This is a genomic window from Achromobacter sp. NCFB-sbj8-Ac1-l, from assembly GCF_052695805.1.
Map to the genome: position 1 here is coordinate 5707165 of NZ_CP199812.1, position 16536 is coordinate 5723700.

Genomic DNA, 16536 nt, shown 5'->3' on the forward strand with positions numbered 1-16536 from the left:
ACAGATGGACCAGCTACTGGCCTCCCATCACTTCGCGCCAGTGCGCTTTGACTTGTGGGTCTAGCACCTCTTCTCGGCCCAGTTTGTGCTCAGTAGCCCGCGATACCCGCCGTCTGATTTCATCAGCACAAAACTTGAAATGCCGCGCCTTGGGATCGGACTTCTCGAAGAGTATTTCGCCACATCGAATCGGATAGGACGGCACCCATCGGTCAAGTTGACCCTTGTCAGCGATCAGCAAAGGATTGTCGGCCAGCGCCACCAGCCCATGCCCATCGGCCACTTGCCGTTGCGGCAGGCCAGACGCGGCAACCGCCAGCGTGGCCGGGCGCGCCGGGAACCCGTAGTAAACCAGCGCGCAAATCGCGACAACGATCGCAAGGTTCGACCCGATCATCCAGACATTGCGCATCCATCTTGCTCCAAAGTTGCCCGGCGTGAAGTTGCGGGGGCATGAGAAATGACGGGCCAGACCCATGCGGTCGCAGGCGCTACACCAGCAACCAACAGGCGCCCCGCCCGTCGTCCACGGCTCAATCGGCCATGCTAGGACGCACCCTGCCCAGCAGGAATTGGAAAATTCTGAAAACGCACAGGCAGGACAGCATCGGACGATGCACACCACACCGGTCGAAAACGTCGCAAATGGATTTTTCGAAGCAGTCTGGCGAAACCCCAGGGAAGCGGTGAACTTCGGGGAGACGGCAGCTGCTATTGGGCTCCCATCACTTCGCGCCAATGCGCTTTGACGCGCGGGTCGAGCACATCCTCTCTGCTTAAATCCTTCCCGGCAGCCCCAGATACGCGACGCTGAATCTCATTGATACAAAACTCGAAGTGCTGGGCTTTGGGATCGGATTTCTCGAAAAGGATTTCGCCACAGCGAATTGGATAGAACGGCACCCATCGGTCAAGTTGACCTTTGACCGCAGACAGCAGTGGATTGCCGGTCGACAGTATGAGCACATGGCCTTCAGTTGATGGCATTTGCGATGCACTAGGGGTGATAGCCGTCGGCTGCCGTGGGAAGAAGTAGTAAACCGCTCCGCCAATTGCGACAGCGACCGCAAAGCTCGAGACGATCATCCAGACATTACGCATTCAATCTTGCTCCATGATGGCCCCTGGTGATATTCCTGGGGCGGTAAGAAACGACTGGCCCGGACTGCGCGTTCAGCGACGCTACACCAGCAACCAACAGGCGCCCCGTTCGTCGTCCACGGCTCAACCGGCCATGCTAGGCCTCACCCTCCCCAGGGGGAATTGGAAGATTCTGAAAACGGACCGATGAGGCAGAAACGAGCGGCGCGCAGGCAGCGCAGCGCACAGGGAACGTCATCAGGAGATTGCCAAGACGATCTAGCGATCGTGGTCCTGCACAAGGACCATGAAGAAGATGAAGGGCAAAGTGGGAGCGGATCAACGCAATCCGACCCCTACGTGAAGCGAGCTATTGCTCGGACCAGAAAGGCGCTAGGCGGCTTCCGCCCCGGCGCCACGCGGCCGGCGGCGCAGTTCGACCACCTGTTCCGCCCCCACGGCCCGCGCACGCAGCTGGCCACAACCGGCCTCCACGTCCTGCCCGGCGCTGTTCCTCACCTTGGTCAGCACACCGCGGCGGTGCAGGGTACGAACAATCTCGCGGATGCGTTCGGTATCAGGACGCTGGTAGTCGTCGCCTTCCAGGCTGTTGAAGGGAATGACGTTGAGCACGCCCAACTTGCCCTTGAGCAGGCGGGGGATGGCGTCGAGCTCGTCGTCGCCGTCATTGACGCCCTTGAGCAGCGTCCACTGGTACTGCACCGGGTAGCCGGTATCGCGGGCATAGGCTTCACCCAGCTCGACCAGTTCGTCCGGCGTAATCTGCGGCGCGCGTGGCAGGAGGTGCCGGCGCAGGTCGGCTTTGGTCGTGTGCAGTGACAGCGCCAGTGCGGGCTTGACGCGTTGTTGCGGCAAGGCATCGAACACCCGCCGGTCTCCGACGGTGGAGAACACCAGGTTCTTGTGGCCGATGTTGCCATCCGTGCCGAGCAAGTCGATGGCTTCGAGCACGTTGTCCAAGTTGTGCGCCGGCTCGCCCATGCCCATGAAGACGACTTTCTTCACCGCACGCTGACGTCGCGCCAGCACGACCTGGGCCAGGATTTCCATGCTGGTCACCTGGCGGATCAGGCCGCTCTTGCCCGTCATGCAGAACCGACAGCCCACCGCACAGCCGACCTGCGTGGAAACACAGAGCCCATCGCGCGGCAGCAGCACGCTTTCCACCATCTGGCCGTCTGCCAGCGCGAGCAGCAGGCGCGAGCCGTCGTTACCGGCATGTTCGGCATGAACACGGGCAAGACCGCCCAGTTCCGCGGCAAGGGCAGGCAACGCGTCACGCAGCGCCAGCGGCAAGTAGTTGTCGAAACGCCGGCGCCAGGTGTCGGTGTCGAAGGCCTGTCCGCTCAGCCAGGCGCGCATGACCCGGCCGCGATGAGCCGGCTGGGCGCCGAGGGCGGCGAGACGGGGGTGGAAGTCGGAGAAGCGCATGGGGAGCGGATTTTACCCGCACCAACCGGGCAAAATCAGTCGAAAGCCTCTGGAAGCGAGTGAGAGGTCGAGCTATGGTCTCGACGTCGAGATGTTCGCAATTTGAGCCCTTAAGCAGGTTTAAGACTGGAACTGCGGTCATTAAACGCGGCCCTGAGCAGGCAAGGGGTGACGGATCTGTGAGACTGATCCCGTGATTAGATTCAGCGTTAGAAATAGTCCATAAGGCTATTTCTAATGCAACTTCTCTGTCCACGAGAACAAAACGATTGAATATTGTGCTAATTTTCAACCATGGAAGGAAATTCTAGATACCAAGTAATCAAGCGACTCCAAGCGGATCTTCCCCGTGGCGCACCGTTTGACTTGGCCATTCTCGCTCAGCTCGGGGTGTCTCCCCAACTTGCTGCACGTTACGCTGAGGGGGGCTGGCTCGTGCGGCTGGCACAAGGCGTCTACGCCTTCCCGAATGATGATTTCGGGGCCTACGGCGCATTGAAGCTTCTGCAACGGCGCGTGCCTGGCCTGCACATCGGGGGCAGAAGTGCGCTAGCCCTACAGGGTGTACGGCACAACCTGGGCAGCCGGGACACGCTGGTGTTGTGGGGAGGTAGCCGCTACATGCTGCCAGCCTGGTTCACTTCGCGCTTTCCGGCGCGTTATGTGCACGCCAGCCTGTTCGATTGGCCGGGTACTGCCCTGGCCAGCAAAAGCCTGGGTACCCCCCCTGGCCTACCCGAGGGGCTAGCCGTGGCAGCACCCGAACGCGCTGTGCTGGAACTGCTGTATGACGCTGGCACTAGGCAAAGCCTGGAAGAGGCCCGCAATCTCTTCGATGGTTTGCGTTCACCGCGCAAGGAATTGCTGGGCCAATTGTTGTCCTGCTGCACGAGCGTCAAGACCGTCCGCCTGTTCCTTACCTGGGCCCGCGAGACCCAGGTAGTGGATGTGGACGATTTGCTCACGCGATATTCGCCACGTACTGGCAGTACGAAACGCTGGATGAGCCGGCTTGCCGACGGCACCCTGCTGAGCCTGAACCCATATGGATAAGGACTACGCCGATACGGTTCGCCTGCTACTCGCTGTCACGCCTGAAGTCTTCGCTAACGATGTATTTGCGATGAAGGGAGGCACGGCGATCAACCTGTTCGTGCAGGACATGCCCCGCCTGTCGGTGGATATCGACGTGGTGTACCGGCCTTGGGATGTAGCGCGGGACGAGGCGCTGGGCGCGATCAACAGCGAACTGGCAGCCATCACGCAGCGCGTTGCGCCACTTGGCGTGCAGACACGTCTGATTAGCGGCAATGACCTCGGCGACACCAAATTGATCATCGGAAACGATACCAGCCAGGTGAAGATCGAAGTCAATGTAGTATTCCGTGGAACAGTGCTGCCTATCGAGCATAGGCCGCTGAGCGCCAGAACCAGTGACATGTTCAGCGTCGAGTTCACGGCACCGATCCTCGCGCGAGACGAGTTATATGCTGGCAAGCTGGTCGCGGCCCTGGACCGGCAGCATCCGCGTGATCTGTTCGACGTATGGCAGCTTTACGAATCAGGTGGTGTCAGCGATGACATGGTCGAGTGCTTCGTGATCTATCTGGCCGGCCACAATCGGCCGCCCCATGAAGTGCTGTTCGGCAACGACAAGGACATTTCGGCAGAGTATGAGCGTGCTTTCGTCGGCATGACTGAAGCGGACTGCTCGCTAGAAATGCTGCTGAAGGCTCGTGCCAGATTGCGGCAAGAACTGCCGCAACGAATGACCGCACATCACAAGCGATTCCTGAGTGGGCTAGTGCGTGCTGAACCTGACTGGGCATTACTGCAATGCCGGCACGCTGCCCAACTGCCAGCTTTACGGTGGAAGCTCGCCAACCTGGAGGCGTTCCGCAAAAAGCGCCCAAATGATTTTTTGACACAGGCGAATGCGCTTGATGCCGGGCTGAGCCTCAAAGATCAAAAATGAACGGGCCGCCGTTGTCAGCTTTAGAAGCCCCACCTACCCCGCAATGGCCTGGGCCAGTTGCTGGATGGACAGCGGCGCGCAACCCTCGGCGTCGTTGCTGATCGTCACGTAGGCCGGCTGGCCCGCGCCCGTAATGCCGCGGACCGTGCGCGCCAACACCATGCGAGTGGGGATGTCCTCGCTGAGAATGGCATTGAACGGATCATGCTTCTTCTGCGCGGCGGCATACCCATATGGGCCAAAAACGCGGTTCAGATTCCAGCGGCAGACCAGCGGCCCCGGCCATAGCGCGCGCAGCATCGGCAGTTGCGCTTCGATCGGGGGCATCTTGCCATGCAGCCCCAGGCAGAAAGTGGCCCCATGCGCCTTGAGCGTGTCGACCAGCGCCTGGCCCAGTAGTTCCGGGTCTCGTACTTCCACCGCGACGATCACGGCATCATGCGTGGACAATGCCTCCCGGACGGCCGCCAGCATGTGCCCCAGTTTCTCGAACAGCGATGTCTGGCCACTCAGCCAGCCCAGCGGCAGTGGACTCAGCTGGAACACCAGGACGCCGAGCTTGGCCCCCAGGCCTTCGAGCGCTGGCCGTACGAAGTCCTGGACAGCCAGCGACGGATCGAGGAAAACCGGGTTGGCCTCGCGCGTCCTGCCTTCTTCGCCACGCACCTGGGCGTCAGTGATGCTGGCGGGGCATTTGACGACGAAGCGGAAATCATCATCGACCTGCCCCGCATAACCGGCATACTGGCTCGCCGTCAACGGCTGCCAGAACGTGCGGTCCACGCAAACCGTGCGCAAAAGCGGATGCCGATGGTAGGCGCCAAGGCCGTGCCTGGACAGCGTGCTTGAATCGTATTCGCCGTCCCAGACCAGCCCTTCCCAGCCGGGGTATGACCAGGTGGAGACGCCAAAGCGCAACTGCGCCGGCAACTGCTGCGCAAGCGCACACCATTCCTGCGCCGCAGGGGCAGGAAGCACTCTGGCCATGCTTCGGAGGGCGGAAAGGTCGGGAGTGGCAGGAGACGCGACATGCTGCGAGGCGTTGGCCGGCGGCACGGGTAGCGCATCTGCGAAAAGATCGTCTTGCATGCTTGGCATTCTAAAGAAATAACGAACCAGACTGCGTTTTCAATCGGACAACCTGGCGAACACGCGGTACAGCTACGGACGCGCCGCGGCACGCCGATCGGAAAAGGCCATCAGGAGATTTGCCAAGAAAATCAGGCGATCGCACAGCTCAGTACAAGAACTGCGAGGTAAGCGATGAGGGGAAAGCTGGAGCCGGTGAAGGGAATCGAAAAATCCACTCAACCAATTGATTAAAAAGAGACATGGCAAGAAATTTGATGATGTGATGGCGGCCTTGCTCGCCAACCGGCGCGCCAAGGTTGAGCGGCGCGTGCAGGAACCCGCCTCATTGAAAAGCCTGCAGAAAAGAGGTTGATTAAAGTATCTTCTGGGCTACAATTTTACTTGATTAGCCTATCTTTGATGCCCAGGGGACACAATGACAACCCTCTCTGACGTTGCCGACATGCTGAAGAAGGCACGGCGCCAAGCCGGCCTGAGCCAGGAAGCACTGGCCCAGCGGGCGGGGGTATCGCGCACGACGGTGGCACGCATGGAAACCCTGGCCAAGGGCGACATGAGTGTGTCGATCTTGGTGCGGCTGCTCGAAGCTGCCGGCTATGACCTCAAGCCGGTGAAGCTGGGTCATGTCCGTACGGTCGAAGACATTCTGGCCGAACAACGTCGAGGTGACACGCCATGAAACTCGACGTCCAGGTTAGTGGGGAAACGAGAGCACAGCTCTACCGGGAACGGGACGAATACGTCCTGAAATACCTACCAGGCAGCAATCCGGCCGACTTCATTAGCCTGACCATGCCAGTACGCGAGGAGCCTTGGCGCTGGCCGCGCGATCTACATCCATTCTTCCGCCAGAACCTTCCTGAAGGCTATTTGCTGGGCATCATCCGCGAAGAGTTTGGGCCGCTGCTCGACGGCACAGACCTGTCCTTGCTCGCTGTCGTCGGCGGCATGGGCATTGGGCGCGTCACCGTCACGCCCGAAGGTGGCAAGCCGGGTGCCGATCTGGCGCCATTGCAGATCGAAGGCCTGCTGAAAGCGGACAACAGCGTCGAACAGTTCTCCTCGCTGGTGCGCCGTTACGCGCGCGCCGCCATTTCCGGCATGGTGCCCAAATTCCTGGCACCGGAGGCCACGTCTTCCGATGCGGCTGGCCCCTTGGGCAAACCCACTCTGCGCACCCACCGCCACATCATCAAGGGTTCGGACGACAGCACGCCTTACCTGGGTTTCAACGAGTTCTACAGCCTGCGCGTGCTGGCACGGTTGAACGTGGTGCCGGTCGTCCAGGCGCAAATGTCCGATGATGGCCGCGTGCTGGTGGTTGAACGCTTCGATGTCGATGCGCATGGCATCCCGACGCATGGCCTCGAAGATGCGTGCAGCCTGCTTGGTTTGCCGCCCCACGAGAAGTACGCGACCACCACGGAAAAGGTGCTGAACGCCACACGGGTCTACCTACCTGCCGCACAGGTACGAGAACAACTGACGCGGCTGGGCTGGCTGCTGCTCACCAACTATGTGGTACGAAACGCTGACTGCCACGCCAAGAACATCGCGCTCTACTACAACTCGCTGGCCGACGTGGCCTACACGCCAGCCTACGACATTGTGACAACGCAGGCCTATCCGCGCTATGCCAGCAATCCGCCGAGCTTGTCCATCGACGGGCACCAAACCTGGACAATCGGCAAGACGCTGGAGCGGTTCTTCAACGCGCGGCTAGGTATTCCGCCACGGCAATACGCGGAAATGATCGAACGTCTATGTGAATCGGCGGTAGCCGTGGGCCAGGAAGTAATCGAAGCGGCGAAGAATGAACCACGCTGGCGTGACGTAGCCAAGCAGATGGTACATGCCTGGAACGAGGGCATGGCCTCGCTACGCAGTCCCAAGTCGGCGGTGCAATTCCGAGCGCTGGATGCGGCTATCGCCGCGGCCGGGTTTTCCGATCCTCAGCCGCCAGCGTCGACGCGCACGAAGATCGGGCAATCGGAGCTGTTGGCCCCCAGGCGCGGCAAGCGGTAGTCACTTCTCATTCACAGACTCTTGAAGCTGCCTCGCGAACCTGCGGGAAGACCGGCACCGACTGGTCATTAGTCATGAGCCAACCGACCATGCTAGGAGTGACCCGGTCAGGCAGGAACTAGACGACTCTGAAAACGAGCACGCAGGACCGAACCCGACGCGCAGCGGCACGCCGATCGGCACAGGTCTTCAGGAGATTTGCCAAGAAGACTGGCGATCGCGTCGCTCAGTGCAGGGACTGTGGCCTAAGCGATGAGAAAACGTAGTCTGGTTCGTTATTTCCTATTTCGGTTATTTCCTGCGACTGGCTAGGGCTTCGATTGCACGGGCGCAAACAAGCTTAAATCCAGCCCTTGTGCCTCGAATCGCTTGACGGTGTCCCTGAAAAGACCATCATCGTCGGTCAGAGAACCGATCGCCATCGCAGCCTCACGACACTTTTCAGCACTTACGCCGCAATGGTGGTCTGCAGGCATCCTGCTGGCCCGTGCTGCAATATTGATGGCCATCGTCACCACCATGATGTTCGGCACGTACTTGCCCTGATAGAAATCGACAAACCAGGCATTCAGGCGCCCCCATTCACGCCGGGCAAAGCTGTCCGCATTCTCGCAATCGTCAAATGTGACTGCACGTGAGGTTCCGCCTGCCCCCGTGCAGACCAGCGCGACCTTGCTCCCCACCTGCCGTGCACTCGTACGCGATGGCTGTTCATCGTGCGTCATTGCGCGCACTTGAGTCGTTCCGGTGTCGGCATAGACAAGCGCTGTGCGACCAGGGCTACCGGACTGCACCGCATCAATGGTGCCCGACACGAGCACTCGCCTGTTGAGAAACCGTAGATTTGCTTTGGCGTCATTTCCACTCTTATAGACGTGAGCAATTTCAGACGCTGTCGCAACGTCGATGTTGAGAGCCTGGGCAGCAAAGCTCTGTTGCCCCTCACCGAACGTCCGCAGATCATCCTGTCGGACAAGCGTTAGAAGAGCGGCTTCAACGTCACTGGGAACATACCCTTTGGCAGCGCCAAGCGCCGGAGCAAGTGCCATGACCAGAGTCACGCAGAATGTGACTCGAAGCTTCGCTTTGGTTGATGGAGACGAGGAATGGAGGTCGAGCATTACTTCACCCTGATCGATTGACTTGCCGTGCCTGATCGCTAACAGGCGGATGTTCTCGTCCGCAGCATACATGTTCGGCAGACAAGCCAAAGTCAGTGCAGGAAAGGTCGCGTGGGTAGATCGGCTGATGCCGCCCTCCTTCTACCGTCGTTCTAAATCGCACCGTTACGATAATCATTTTGTGGCCGGACAGCGTAAATAAAGAATCACACTGCGCCCTCGAATCCTACCCAACGGAATTTATTGCGCCCCCAATCGATCTCGCAGCAACGGCCAGACATCTTCCAAATACTTTCGCACATCCTCATTATCTTTTGCCGCCTGCCTTAAGAAATACTCGATGGATGAGTTATGCAACGCTGTTTTCGCCGATAGAGCCTGACCAATCAACCTTAATGCAGAGCAATACTCATCATCGCTGTCGTGGGATTCGCCACCAACAACCACCTCCGAATTTCGAACTGCCAGCTTCTGCCAATCTTCAAACGCCTGCTTGTGCCAAAGCGCCAAGACATTCAGGATGGTTCCACCTATTCGGTGGGCGGCATCCTCTGAGCCAAGCGCTTTTAGCTCGTCTAACGGTATATCAACAAGCAGGCGAGGCTCGGCATTCTGATTTTTAACCGTGGACATGCAAAGATTTTGTCGATTGCCCAGGCAGATCTCCAAGCGGGGCGCAAATGTCATACTTTTCCTCGTCGCACGGCTTCATCCAGTGCATGAAATTTCTTCTCTCACAACGCATACATTCTTGGTCTTGACGGAGCGGATATGCGCCCCAGTGCACTCGATCGCATATCGTCAGCAGAGCAATACCGAAATCTCGGACAGGGTCAGGCCGTGGCGGGCCCCGGATTTGAGTCAGGATCAAGCTCAGAGTATTGACGTAGCACTGGAACCATCAAGCCCGCGTAAACGTAGCCCATAAGTTCTGCCACATGCTTGCGGAACTCTCTTCTTTCATCCATATCTTGGATTGATTCGACGGTTGCTGCCATCACTCCCAATGCGGCATTCATCTGTTCAATAGCCGCCATCAATTCCGATGCAGTTTTCTTGTTCATATCGATACTTGGCTCAATCGCGAGCCAACTACCTTTTCACAGCCCCCACCCGAGCAGGTATCCGGGAAAACGTAGTCTGACTCTGAGGCTTCCCCACGAATTTCCTCGAAGGCACAAGCCAAATCAAGGACTTACAGCCGAGCCTTCAGGCAAGCGCTTCCCAAGGGAGCAAAGCACAGCGACACTTGATTCCCTGAAGCGGCGCTGATGAAACCAGAGGAGCACTAGGCTATGGGGGCTTCCGCCGTTTGCGGCGCTCGAAACTGCCACTTTCACCGTAGTTTGCTGATAAATAAAGAATTCTTCCGAGGATTCGTGGGGAAACCTCAGAGTCTGACTCGTTATTTCCATTCGCTTATATTTTCACATACCACTGATACTGGAAGGGGAGACTATCATCAAAGCACAAAATCCCGCTCCACTCGCCCCCATCCTGATAAACAGTAACGCTCTCATTTTCGTGCAAATCAAGAGATTCAACCTCTCTCTCACTTAGAGCCGGATATCCCGGTCCCAAGTAGTTGAAATTACAATCAATCTCGATCCGTTTCATGTCTATTTCCATATATATTCGCTGTCTTTGTAAAAACTGATGAAAGAGAACTTGCATCCTCCTGTATTATTGGTATTGATGGAGGAATGATTGATCCCCGCAAGAGATTAATTTTCGAAAACGTAGTCTGGTTCGTTATTTCGGTTCACACCAAACAAGGATAACGACCCAGACTACGTTTTCGCGCCAGCCCAAAAATGACTACCAGACTACGTTTTGGTCGGATATTTTTTGGCGCCTAGGACTACCTCAACCCCATTTATGCCATTTCGCCTCATGCTCCTCACGCCAAAGAGCATGACCGACTGCTAAATCACCTACCTTCACAAGAGATGCATCGGATTCCATAAGCACTCCAAGTGGAACCACGCGTATCTCATCACGAGGCGTATCAGGCCCTGAACCGGCAAACAACTCCCATTGGTCTTCCTCCCATCTGGCAGCCTCTGTGACTTTTCCACCACGCAACGCTCTAAGGTTGGTGATAGAAACTGAGTGATCTGAAATTGATTGATAACCCCAAGGTTAGTACAGCCAACGCCATATTGGGGCATTGTCGATAGTCCATGGCTTACTTAAATCAGGCGTGTCGATTGGCCAATGATCAACGTCCGGGACGATCTGAAGTGCGGAAATCTCTTTTGCTCTATAGAAGTTCAATGCTCCCAGCATTAACTTGGCCACCCATGAATCATCTGTCTTTTGGAGGGTGAACGAGCCGAGAGTTGAATCAACTATTTTTGAGTCCATTGATGCCGGATGTGTATCCGCCTTCTTCGCTACCAGGTCGATAATTATCTTTAACTCATCTGACGAGTAGAACGAGGCCCCCGCTATTATTAACTCAAAGCCGACAGTTTCCGTGAGGCCAATGGTGTACAAAAATCTCGGCAAAGGTCCGCCAGCGACCACATAAACATGATAGCCATAGGAGTTTATGTTCTCCTTTATCAAATCTAGTGCGCTTGTTTTTTTCATGACTCTGTGGGACAACGATTCGGCCTAACCTTTCAAAGAAGCGATAACATAGTCTGGTTCGTTATTTCATCGGCTAGTTGCCAGTAGCTCGTCCAAGTCGCTTTTTCAGCATCTTGGATCGTGCAGGCCAATCATCTCGCAAAAACTGAGCGGCCTTTTCGGAACCATTCTCTGCTGCTCTCGCAAGCAAGGCCGTTATCCCATCAATGTCTTCAAGCGACCACGTATCGTCAAATAGATTGAGGCGCAGCAACGCTCCGTCGAACTCACTATCAGCGTCGCCGCTGTCCAGTAGCTCGGCAGCCTCATTAGACATGAATTGACCGAAGTCTTTACCAGCTTGTCGGTATTGGTCAAGATGAAATGACTTCGCAGTAGAGGTCACCGAAAGAAATGCAAGAACAATCGAACCAAGGTGGCTTTCAAGACTTTCCGTATTCGGAATTTCGTTAGCAGCAATCTCATAAAAGACGCGTAACTTCTCAACCTTACCGCCTTTTTTAGGTACCAACAATTGCAACACGTCGCGCTGTTCGTTCAAGCGAATAATTAAATCTTGCATGGCAATTTTCAGAATCAGAATAACGAACCAAACTACGTTTTCAAGGACCGTCGTCCAAGGCTCACCCCCCCAATGCTAGAAGGCGCTCGACCAAGCAGGAATTGGAAGATTCTGAAAACGAGCACACAGCACAGAACCCAACGCGCAGCAGCACGCCGATCGGCAAAAGTCTTCAGGGGATTTGCCAGGAAAAACTGGCGAACGCATCGCTCAGCGCAAGAACTGCGGCCTAGGCAATGAGGGGAAAGCTGGAGCGGGTGAAGGGAATCGAGCCCTCGTATGAAGCTTGGGAAGCTGCCGTTCTACCATTGAACAAAATAGCGAACCAGACTACGTTTTCAAAACAGCACAAGGAGCCAATTAAATGATCCAACCGACCACCAAACAGATAATTGAAAAAATCGGCATCCTTATAGATCTCGAAGCAATTGAATTTCGAGACGTATTGATGACGTACGTCGAATATCTTGAGACCTTGCCGTCGATGGATGGCTTCAGAATGTATGCTGGTAAGAATGACTGCGCGTTTTTTGAAGAAAAGCTCAACATATTGAAGCTTAACGCCAAGGGGGTTTTGCCTACATCAGACCTGGTTAAAGAAAAAGTCGCTCTTTTGAAATTGAGTGACGATGCCTCAGCCACCTTTCGGAAAGTCATTAAATTACTAACAACCGGATTGGCCACCGAAAAAGGCATGTTGGAATACAGCAATTACCCCGAGTATCTGGCGGCAGATATGTTGGAAATATCGGTTTCCGTTTTGCATGATGTCGATTGGATTTACGCGGAGAATTTTTCGACGTTTTGTGTGAAGAATAAATTCAAACCCTGACTTACTCAGTCATCAGACTCAATCTGTTGAGTCAGAGGGCTTAACAACGAACCAAATTACGTTTTCAGTAGCTGTCGTTCAAAACTCCACCCGCCATGCTAGAAGGCACTCGACCACGCAGGAATTGGAAGATTCTGAAAACGAGCACGCAGCACAGAACCCAACGCGCAGCAGCACGCCGATCGGCAAAAGTCTTCAGGGGATTTGCCAGGAAAATCTGGCGAACGCATCGCTCAGCGCAAGAACTGCGGCCTGGGCGATGAGGGGAAAGCTGGAGCGGGTGAAGGGAATCGAACCCTCGTATGAAGCTTGGGAAGCTGCCGTTCTACCATTGAACTACACCCGCTCGGGTGTCGTGCCCGGGACTCAAACCCGGACAGAGGCGCGAATTATAGCGCGGGTTTTTCTGCGCCGGGAGGCGGCTTGCCGCCCCCCGGCTTCTCAGCGATCAGGGCTTAGTTGGCCGTGATCTTAGCTGGCCGTGATCTTAGTTGGCCGTGATATTGGCGGCCTTGACGACCTTGCCCCAGCGGTCCAGTTCCGACTGCGTATAGGCGCCCAGTTCTTTCGGCCCCATGAAGATGGCCTCGGCGCCCTGCTCTGCGGCTTTCTGGCGGAAGGCGTCGGTCTTCATGATCTTCTGGATTTCACCGGCGATCTTGTCGACGACGGGCGCGGGCGTGTCCTTGGGCGCATACATGGCGAACCACGACGACACGATCAGGTCGGGATAGCCGGCCTCGGCGGCGGTGGGCACGTTCGGCAGGGACGGCAGACGGGTGGTGCCGGTGACGGCCAGCGCGCGCAGCTTGCCGGCGGCGATCTGGCCCAGCAGCGGCGGCGGCGTGGTGATGGTCATGTCGACGGCGCCGCCCAACAGGTCGTTCAGCGCGGGGCCGGTGCCCTTGTAGGGGATGTGGGTGATCTGGGTGCCGGCCATCTGGTTGAGCAGTTCGGTGGCCACCTGTTGCAGCGAGCCATTGCCGGACGAGGCGTAATTCAGCTTGCCCGGGTTGGCCTTGGCGTAGGCCACCAGGTCCTTGAGCGATTTGATCGGCAGGTCCGGGCGGACCACCACGACTTGCGGCGCCGACAGCACGTTGGCGACGGGCGCGAAGTCCTTGATGGGGTCCCAGCCCGAGGCGGGCGTGACGTGGGGCGTGATGACCTGGAAGCCCGAATATTGCAGCAGCAGCGTGTAGCCGTCGGGTTTGGCGCGGGCCACGGCCTGCGCGGCGATGCCGCCCGAGGCGCCGGGCTTGTTCTCGACGACGACGCTCTGGCCCAACGCCACGCCCAGGGGCTGGGCGATCAGGCGGGCGGCGATGTCGGTGGTGCCGCCGGGCGCGGCGGACACGATCAGCGTGACGGGGCGGTTGGGAAAGTCGGCTTGCGCGCTGGCGGCGCCGGCGGCGAATGTCAGGGCGGCGGCGACGCCGACGCGCAGGATGGGGGGCAAGCTGGGCAATGCCATGGGTGTGTCTCCTTGGGTTTTTATAGTGTGGTCAAAACGGATGGATCTAACGGCGATACTGAGCTGCGACAAGCGCGGCCCGCTATGGCGCGGCCGCGGGACTGCTGCCGCATTACTGGGGAAATCGTTCAGCCAGCCACGCCGGCGCCGCATGCGTTGCCAGGCGCGGCCCGGCTTGCAGCAAGGCGTTGGACAGGTCCCGCTGCACCAGGGCGGGCAAGCCGCGCACGATGGCCATCAGGGGTTCCAGCGATACGCCGGTATCCACGCCCATGCAGGCGAACATGTGCACCAGTTCTTCGGTGTTGACGTTGCCGCTGGCGCCCGGCGCGTAGGGGCATCCGCCCAGGCCGCCGGCCGCCGCATCGAAACGGGTGATGCCGGTTTGCCAGGCGGCCATGGCGTTGGCCAGGGCCATGCCGCGCGTGTTGTGCAGGTGCACGGTCAGCGCTACGCCGGGCAGGCGCGCGGATGCCTGTTCGCACAGCGCGGCCACTTGCGTCGGAAAGGCCATGCCGGTGGTGTCGCACAGCGTGATGCCGGCGGCGCCCGCATCCACCAGGCGTGCGGCCAGGTCCAGTACCTGATCGGCCACGACGTCGCCGTCGAACGGACAGCCGAAGGCGGTGGACAAGGATACGTTGCACGGTGTGCCGGTCTGCGCCGCCGCGGCCAGCACCTGTGACAGTTCGGCATAGGACTGGTCGCGCGTCATGCGCAGGTTGGCGCGGTTGTGGGTTTCGCTGCACGACATGACGAGGTTCATCTCGTCAGTGCCGGCTTCCAGCGCGCGTTCCAGCCCGCGGATGTTGGGCACCAGCGCGGTGTAGATCACGCCAGGCTGGCGGCGGATGCGGCGCACGACGTCGGCGGCGTCGGCCAGGGCGGGAATGGCCTTGGACGAGGTGAAGCTGGTGACTTCGATGCGTGCGAAACCACAGTCGGACAGGGCGTCGACCAGGGCGACCTTGTCGTCGGTGGCGACCAGGGCTTTTTCGATCTGCAGGCCGTCGCGGGGGCCGACTTCGTTGATTGCTATCTTGGCGGGGCCGGCGTTCATGCGATGACTCCCTTGGCGCGCAGCGCGGCGCGTTGTGCATCCGTCAGGCCCGCCTGCGCCAGCACGGTGTCGGTGTGTTCGCCCAGGGTGGGCGCGCGCTCGCGCACCGCGCCGGGATGGGACGACAGGAAAGGAAAGACGGCCGGCATTTCCACGGCGACGCCGGCCGCGGATTCGACGGTGGTGATGGCGTTGCGGGCACGGTAGTGTGGATCGGCGGCGATGTCGGCCACGGAATAGATGCGGCCGGCAGGCACGTCGGCTTCGCGCATGGCTGCCAGCACGTCGTCGATGTGGCGGGTGTGCGTCCAGGCACCGATGGCCGCGTCGATCTCGGCGACGCGCCGGGCGCGGCCGTCGTTGTGCGCCAGGTCCGGGTCCTGCCCCAGGTCGTTGCGGCCGATGCTTGCCATCAGGCGGGTGTAGATGGCGTCGCCATTGCCGGCGATGAGCACATAGCCATCTGAGCAGGGATAGGCGTTGGACGGCGCGATGCCGGGCAGCGCGGCCCCGGCGGGCTCGCGCACGGCGCCGAACACGGAGTATTCCGGCAACAGGCTTTCGCTGAGGTTGAACAGGCTTTCGTACAGGGCGGCGTCGATCACCTGCCCCACGCCGCCGCGCGCATCGCGCTGGTACAGCGCCAGCATCACGCCCAACGCGCCGTGCAGGCCGGCGATGGTGTCGCCCAGCGACAGGCCGGCGCGCACCGGGGCGCGGCCGGGTTCGCCGTTCAGGTAGCGCAGGCCGGCCATGGCTTCGCCGATGGCGGCAAAGCCGGGTTCGCGCGCCTTGGGGCCGGTCTGGCCGTAGCCCGAGATGCGCAGCATGATCAGGCGGGGGTTCAATTCATGCAGGGCTTCCCACGACAAGCCCCATTTTTCCAGGGTGCCGGGGCGGAAGTTCTCGATCAGCACGTCGGCCTGTTGGGCCAGCAAGCGCACGATGTCCTGGCCTTCTTGCTGGCGCAGGTCCACGCAGACCGACTGCTTGTTGCGAGACTGCGCTTCCCACCATACGGACGTGCCTTCATGCAGCAAACGCCATTTGCGCAGCGGGTCGCCCTGCCCCGGCGGCTCGATCTTGATGACCTGCGCGCCAAAGTCCGCCAGCGTCTTGGCGGCGAACGGCCCTGCTATCAGTTGGCCCAGCTCCAGCACGCGGATGCCGGCAAGAATCTGCCCTGCCATTTCGCCTCCCTGGCGACACTCGATATCAATGGACGGCAGTGTGCGCGCAAAGCGGCGCCGGGCGGAATGGACAATCGG

17 protein-coding genes and 1 tRNA gene are annotated in these 16536 nt (G+C 58.8%); 5 read left to right on the forward strand and 13 right to left on the reverse strand.

All coding sequences use genetic code 11. The annotated features are described in order from the left end of the window. Positions 1-13: 13 nt before the first annotated feature. From ACUDP5_RS26185 to ACUDP5_RS26195, 3 genes are all read right to left on the reverse strand, one after another. Positions 14-412 (reverse strand): hypothetical protein, encoded by a 399-nt coding sequence (locus ACUDP5_RS26185; protein WP_445657596.1) that lies wholly within the window; start codon positions 410-412, stop codon positions 14-16. Positions 413-711: 299 nt separating this feature from the next. After that, the gene (locus ACUDP5_RS26190; RefSeq protein ID WP_445657597.1) at positions 712-1101 is read right to left on the reverse strand and encodes a hypothetical protein; all 390 of its coding nucleotides are present in this window, start codon (positions 1099-1101) and stop codon (positions 712-714) included. 372 nt (positions 1102-1473) lie between these two features. Further along, entirely contained in the window at positions 1474-2532 is a 1059-nt protein-coding gene (locus ACUDP5_RS26195; protein ID WP_445657598.1) for an RNA methyltransferase, read from the reverse strand. 294 nt (positions 2533-2826) lie between these two features. Between ACUDP5_RS26195 and ACUDP5_RS26200 the strand changes: the two genes are divergently transcribed. Next, positions 2827-3585, forward strand: a complete 759-nt coding sequence (locus ACUDP5_RS26200; RefSeq protein WP_445657599.1) for a type IV toxin-antitoxin system AbiEi family antitoxin domain-containing protein — start codon at positions 2827-2829, stop codon at positions 3583-3585. After that, a complete protein-coding gene (locus ACUDP5_RS26205) occupies positions 3578-4507 on the forward strand; it encodes a nucleotidyl transferase AbiEii/AbiGii toxin family protein (protein ID WP_445657600.1) in 930 nt (309 codons plus the stop codon). The genes ACUDP5_RS26200 and ACUDP5_RS26205 overlap by 8 nt, the downstream gene beginning before the upstream one ends. A 33-nt stretch (positions 4508-4540) precedes the next feature. Here ACUDP5_RS26205 and ACUDP5_RS26210 read toward each other — a convergent pair whose 3' ends face one another. Continuing rightward, complete coding sequence (locus tag ACUDP5_RS26210; protein ID WP_445657601.1) at positions 4541-5596, reverse strand: DUF72 domain-containing protein; 1056 nt, start codon at positions 5594-5596, stop codon at positions 4541-4543. 418 nt (positions 5597-6014) lie between these two features. On the opposite strand from ACUDP5_RS26210, the gene ACUDP5_RS26215 reads away from it, so the two are divergent. Together ACUDP5_RS26215 and ACUDP5_RS26220 are read left to right on the forward strand one after the other, a co-directional pair. Beyond that, on the forward strand, positions 6015-6278 hold the full coding sequence (locus ACUDP5_RS26215) for a helix-turn-helix transcriptional regulator (RefSeq protein ID WP_445657602.1): 264 nt from the start codon (positions 6015-6017) through the stop codon (positions 6276-6278). Beyond that, the gene (locus ACUDP5_RS26220) at positions 6275-7624 is read left to right on the forward strand and encodes a type II toxin-antitoxin system HipA family toxin (RefSeq protein ID WP_445657603.1); all 1350 of its coding nucleotides are present in this window, start codon (positions 6275-6277) and stop codon (positions 7622-7624) included. The genes ACUDP5_RS26215 and ACUDP5_RS26220 overlap by 4 nt, the downstream gene beginning before the upstream one ends. A 308-nt stretch (positions 7625-7932) precedes the next feature. Here ACUDP5_RS26220 and ACUDP5_RS26225 read toward each other — a convergent pair whose 3' ends face one another. From ACUDP5_RS26225 to ACUDP5_RS26245, 5 genes are all read right to left on the reverse strand, one after another. After that, positions 7933-8817 (reverse strand): OB-fold protein, encoded by an 885-nt coding sequence (locus tag ACUDP5_RS26225; RefSeq protein ID WP_445657604.1) that lies wholly within the window; start codon positions 8815-8817, stop codon positions 7933-7935. Between the two features lie 168 nt (positions 8818-8985). After that, positions 8986-9432: a hypothetical protein gene (locus ACUDP5_RS26230; protein WP_445657605.1), complete on the reverse strand. Its 447-nt coding sequence runs from the start codon at positions 9430-9432 to the stop codon at positions 8986-8988. Positions 9433-9578: 146 nt separating this feature from the next. Then, the gene (locus ACUDP5_RS26235; RefSeq protein ID WP_445657606.1) at positions 9579-9809 is read right to left on the reverse strand and encodes a hypothetical protein; all 231 of its coding nucleotides are present in this window, start codon (positions 9807-9809) and stop codon (positions 9579-9581) included. Positions 9810-10887: 1078 nt separating this feature from the next. Beyond that, positions 10888-11340: a DUF4262 domain-containing protein gene (locus tag ACUDP5_RS26240; protein ID WP_445657607.1), complete on the reverse strand. Its 453-nt coding sequence runs from the start codon at positions 11338-11340 to the stop codon at positions 10888-10890. Positions 11341-11413: 73 nt separating this feature from the next. Then, a complete protein-coding gene (locus ACUDP5_RS26245) occupies positions 11414-11902 on the reverse strand; it encodes a hypothetical protein (RefSeq protein ID WP_143870869.1) in 489 nt (162 codons plus the stop codon). Positions 11903-12266: 364 nt separating this feature from the next. On the opposite strand from ACUDP5_RS26245, the gene ACUDP5_RS26250 reads away from it, so the two are divergent. After that, positions 12267-12734, forward strand: coding sequence for a hypothetical protein (locus tag ACUDP5_RS26250; protein WP_445657608.1), 468 nt, complete (start codon positions 12267-12269; stop codon positions 12732-12734). Positions 12735-13006: 272 nt separating this feature from the next. Here the strand turns inward: ACUDP5_RS26250 and ACUDP5_RS26255 are convergent. The 4 genes from ACUDP5_RS26255 to ACUDP5_RS26270 form a co-directional block, all read right to left on the reverse strand. Further along, positions 13007-13080: transfer RNA gene (locus ACUDP5_RS26255), tRNA-Gly, on the reverse strand. Positions 13081-13221: 141 nt separating this feature from the next. Beyond that, positions 13222-14208, reverse strand: coding sequence for a Bug family tripartite tricarboxylate transporter substrate binding protein (locus ACUDP5_RS26260; RefSeq protein ID WP_445657609.1), 987 nt, complete (start codon positions 14206-14208; stop codon positions 13222-13224). 112 nt (positions 14209-14320) lie between these two features. After that, positions 14321-15268: a hydroxymethylglutaryl-CoA lyase gene (locus ACUDP5_RS26265; RefSeq protein WP_445657610.1), complete on the reverse strand. Its 948-nt coding sequence runs from the start codon at positions 15266-15268 to the stop codon at positions 14321-14323. Next, positions 15265-16458, reverse strand: coding sequence for a CaiB/BaiF CoA transferase family protein (locus tag ACUDP5_RS26270; protein ID WP_445657611.1), 1194 nt, complete (start codon positions 16456-16458; stop codon positions 15265-15267). The genes ACUDP5_RS26265 and ACUDP5_RS26270 overlap by 4 nt, the downstream gene beginning before the upstream one ends. Between the last annotated feature and the right edge of the window lie 78 nt (positions 16459-16536).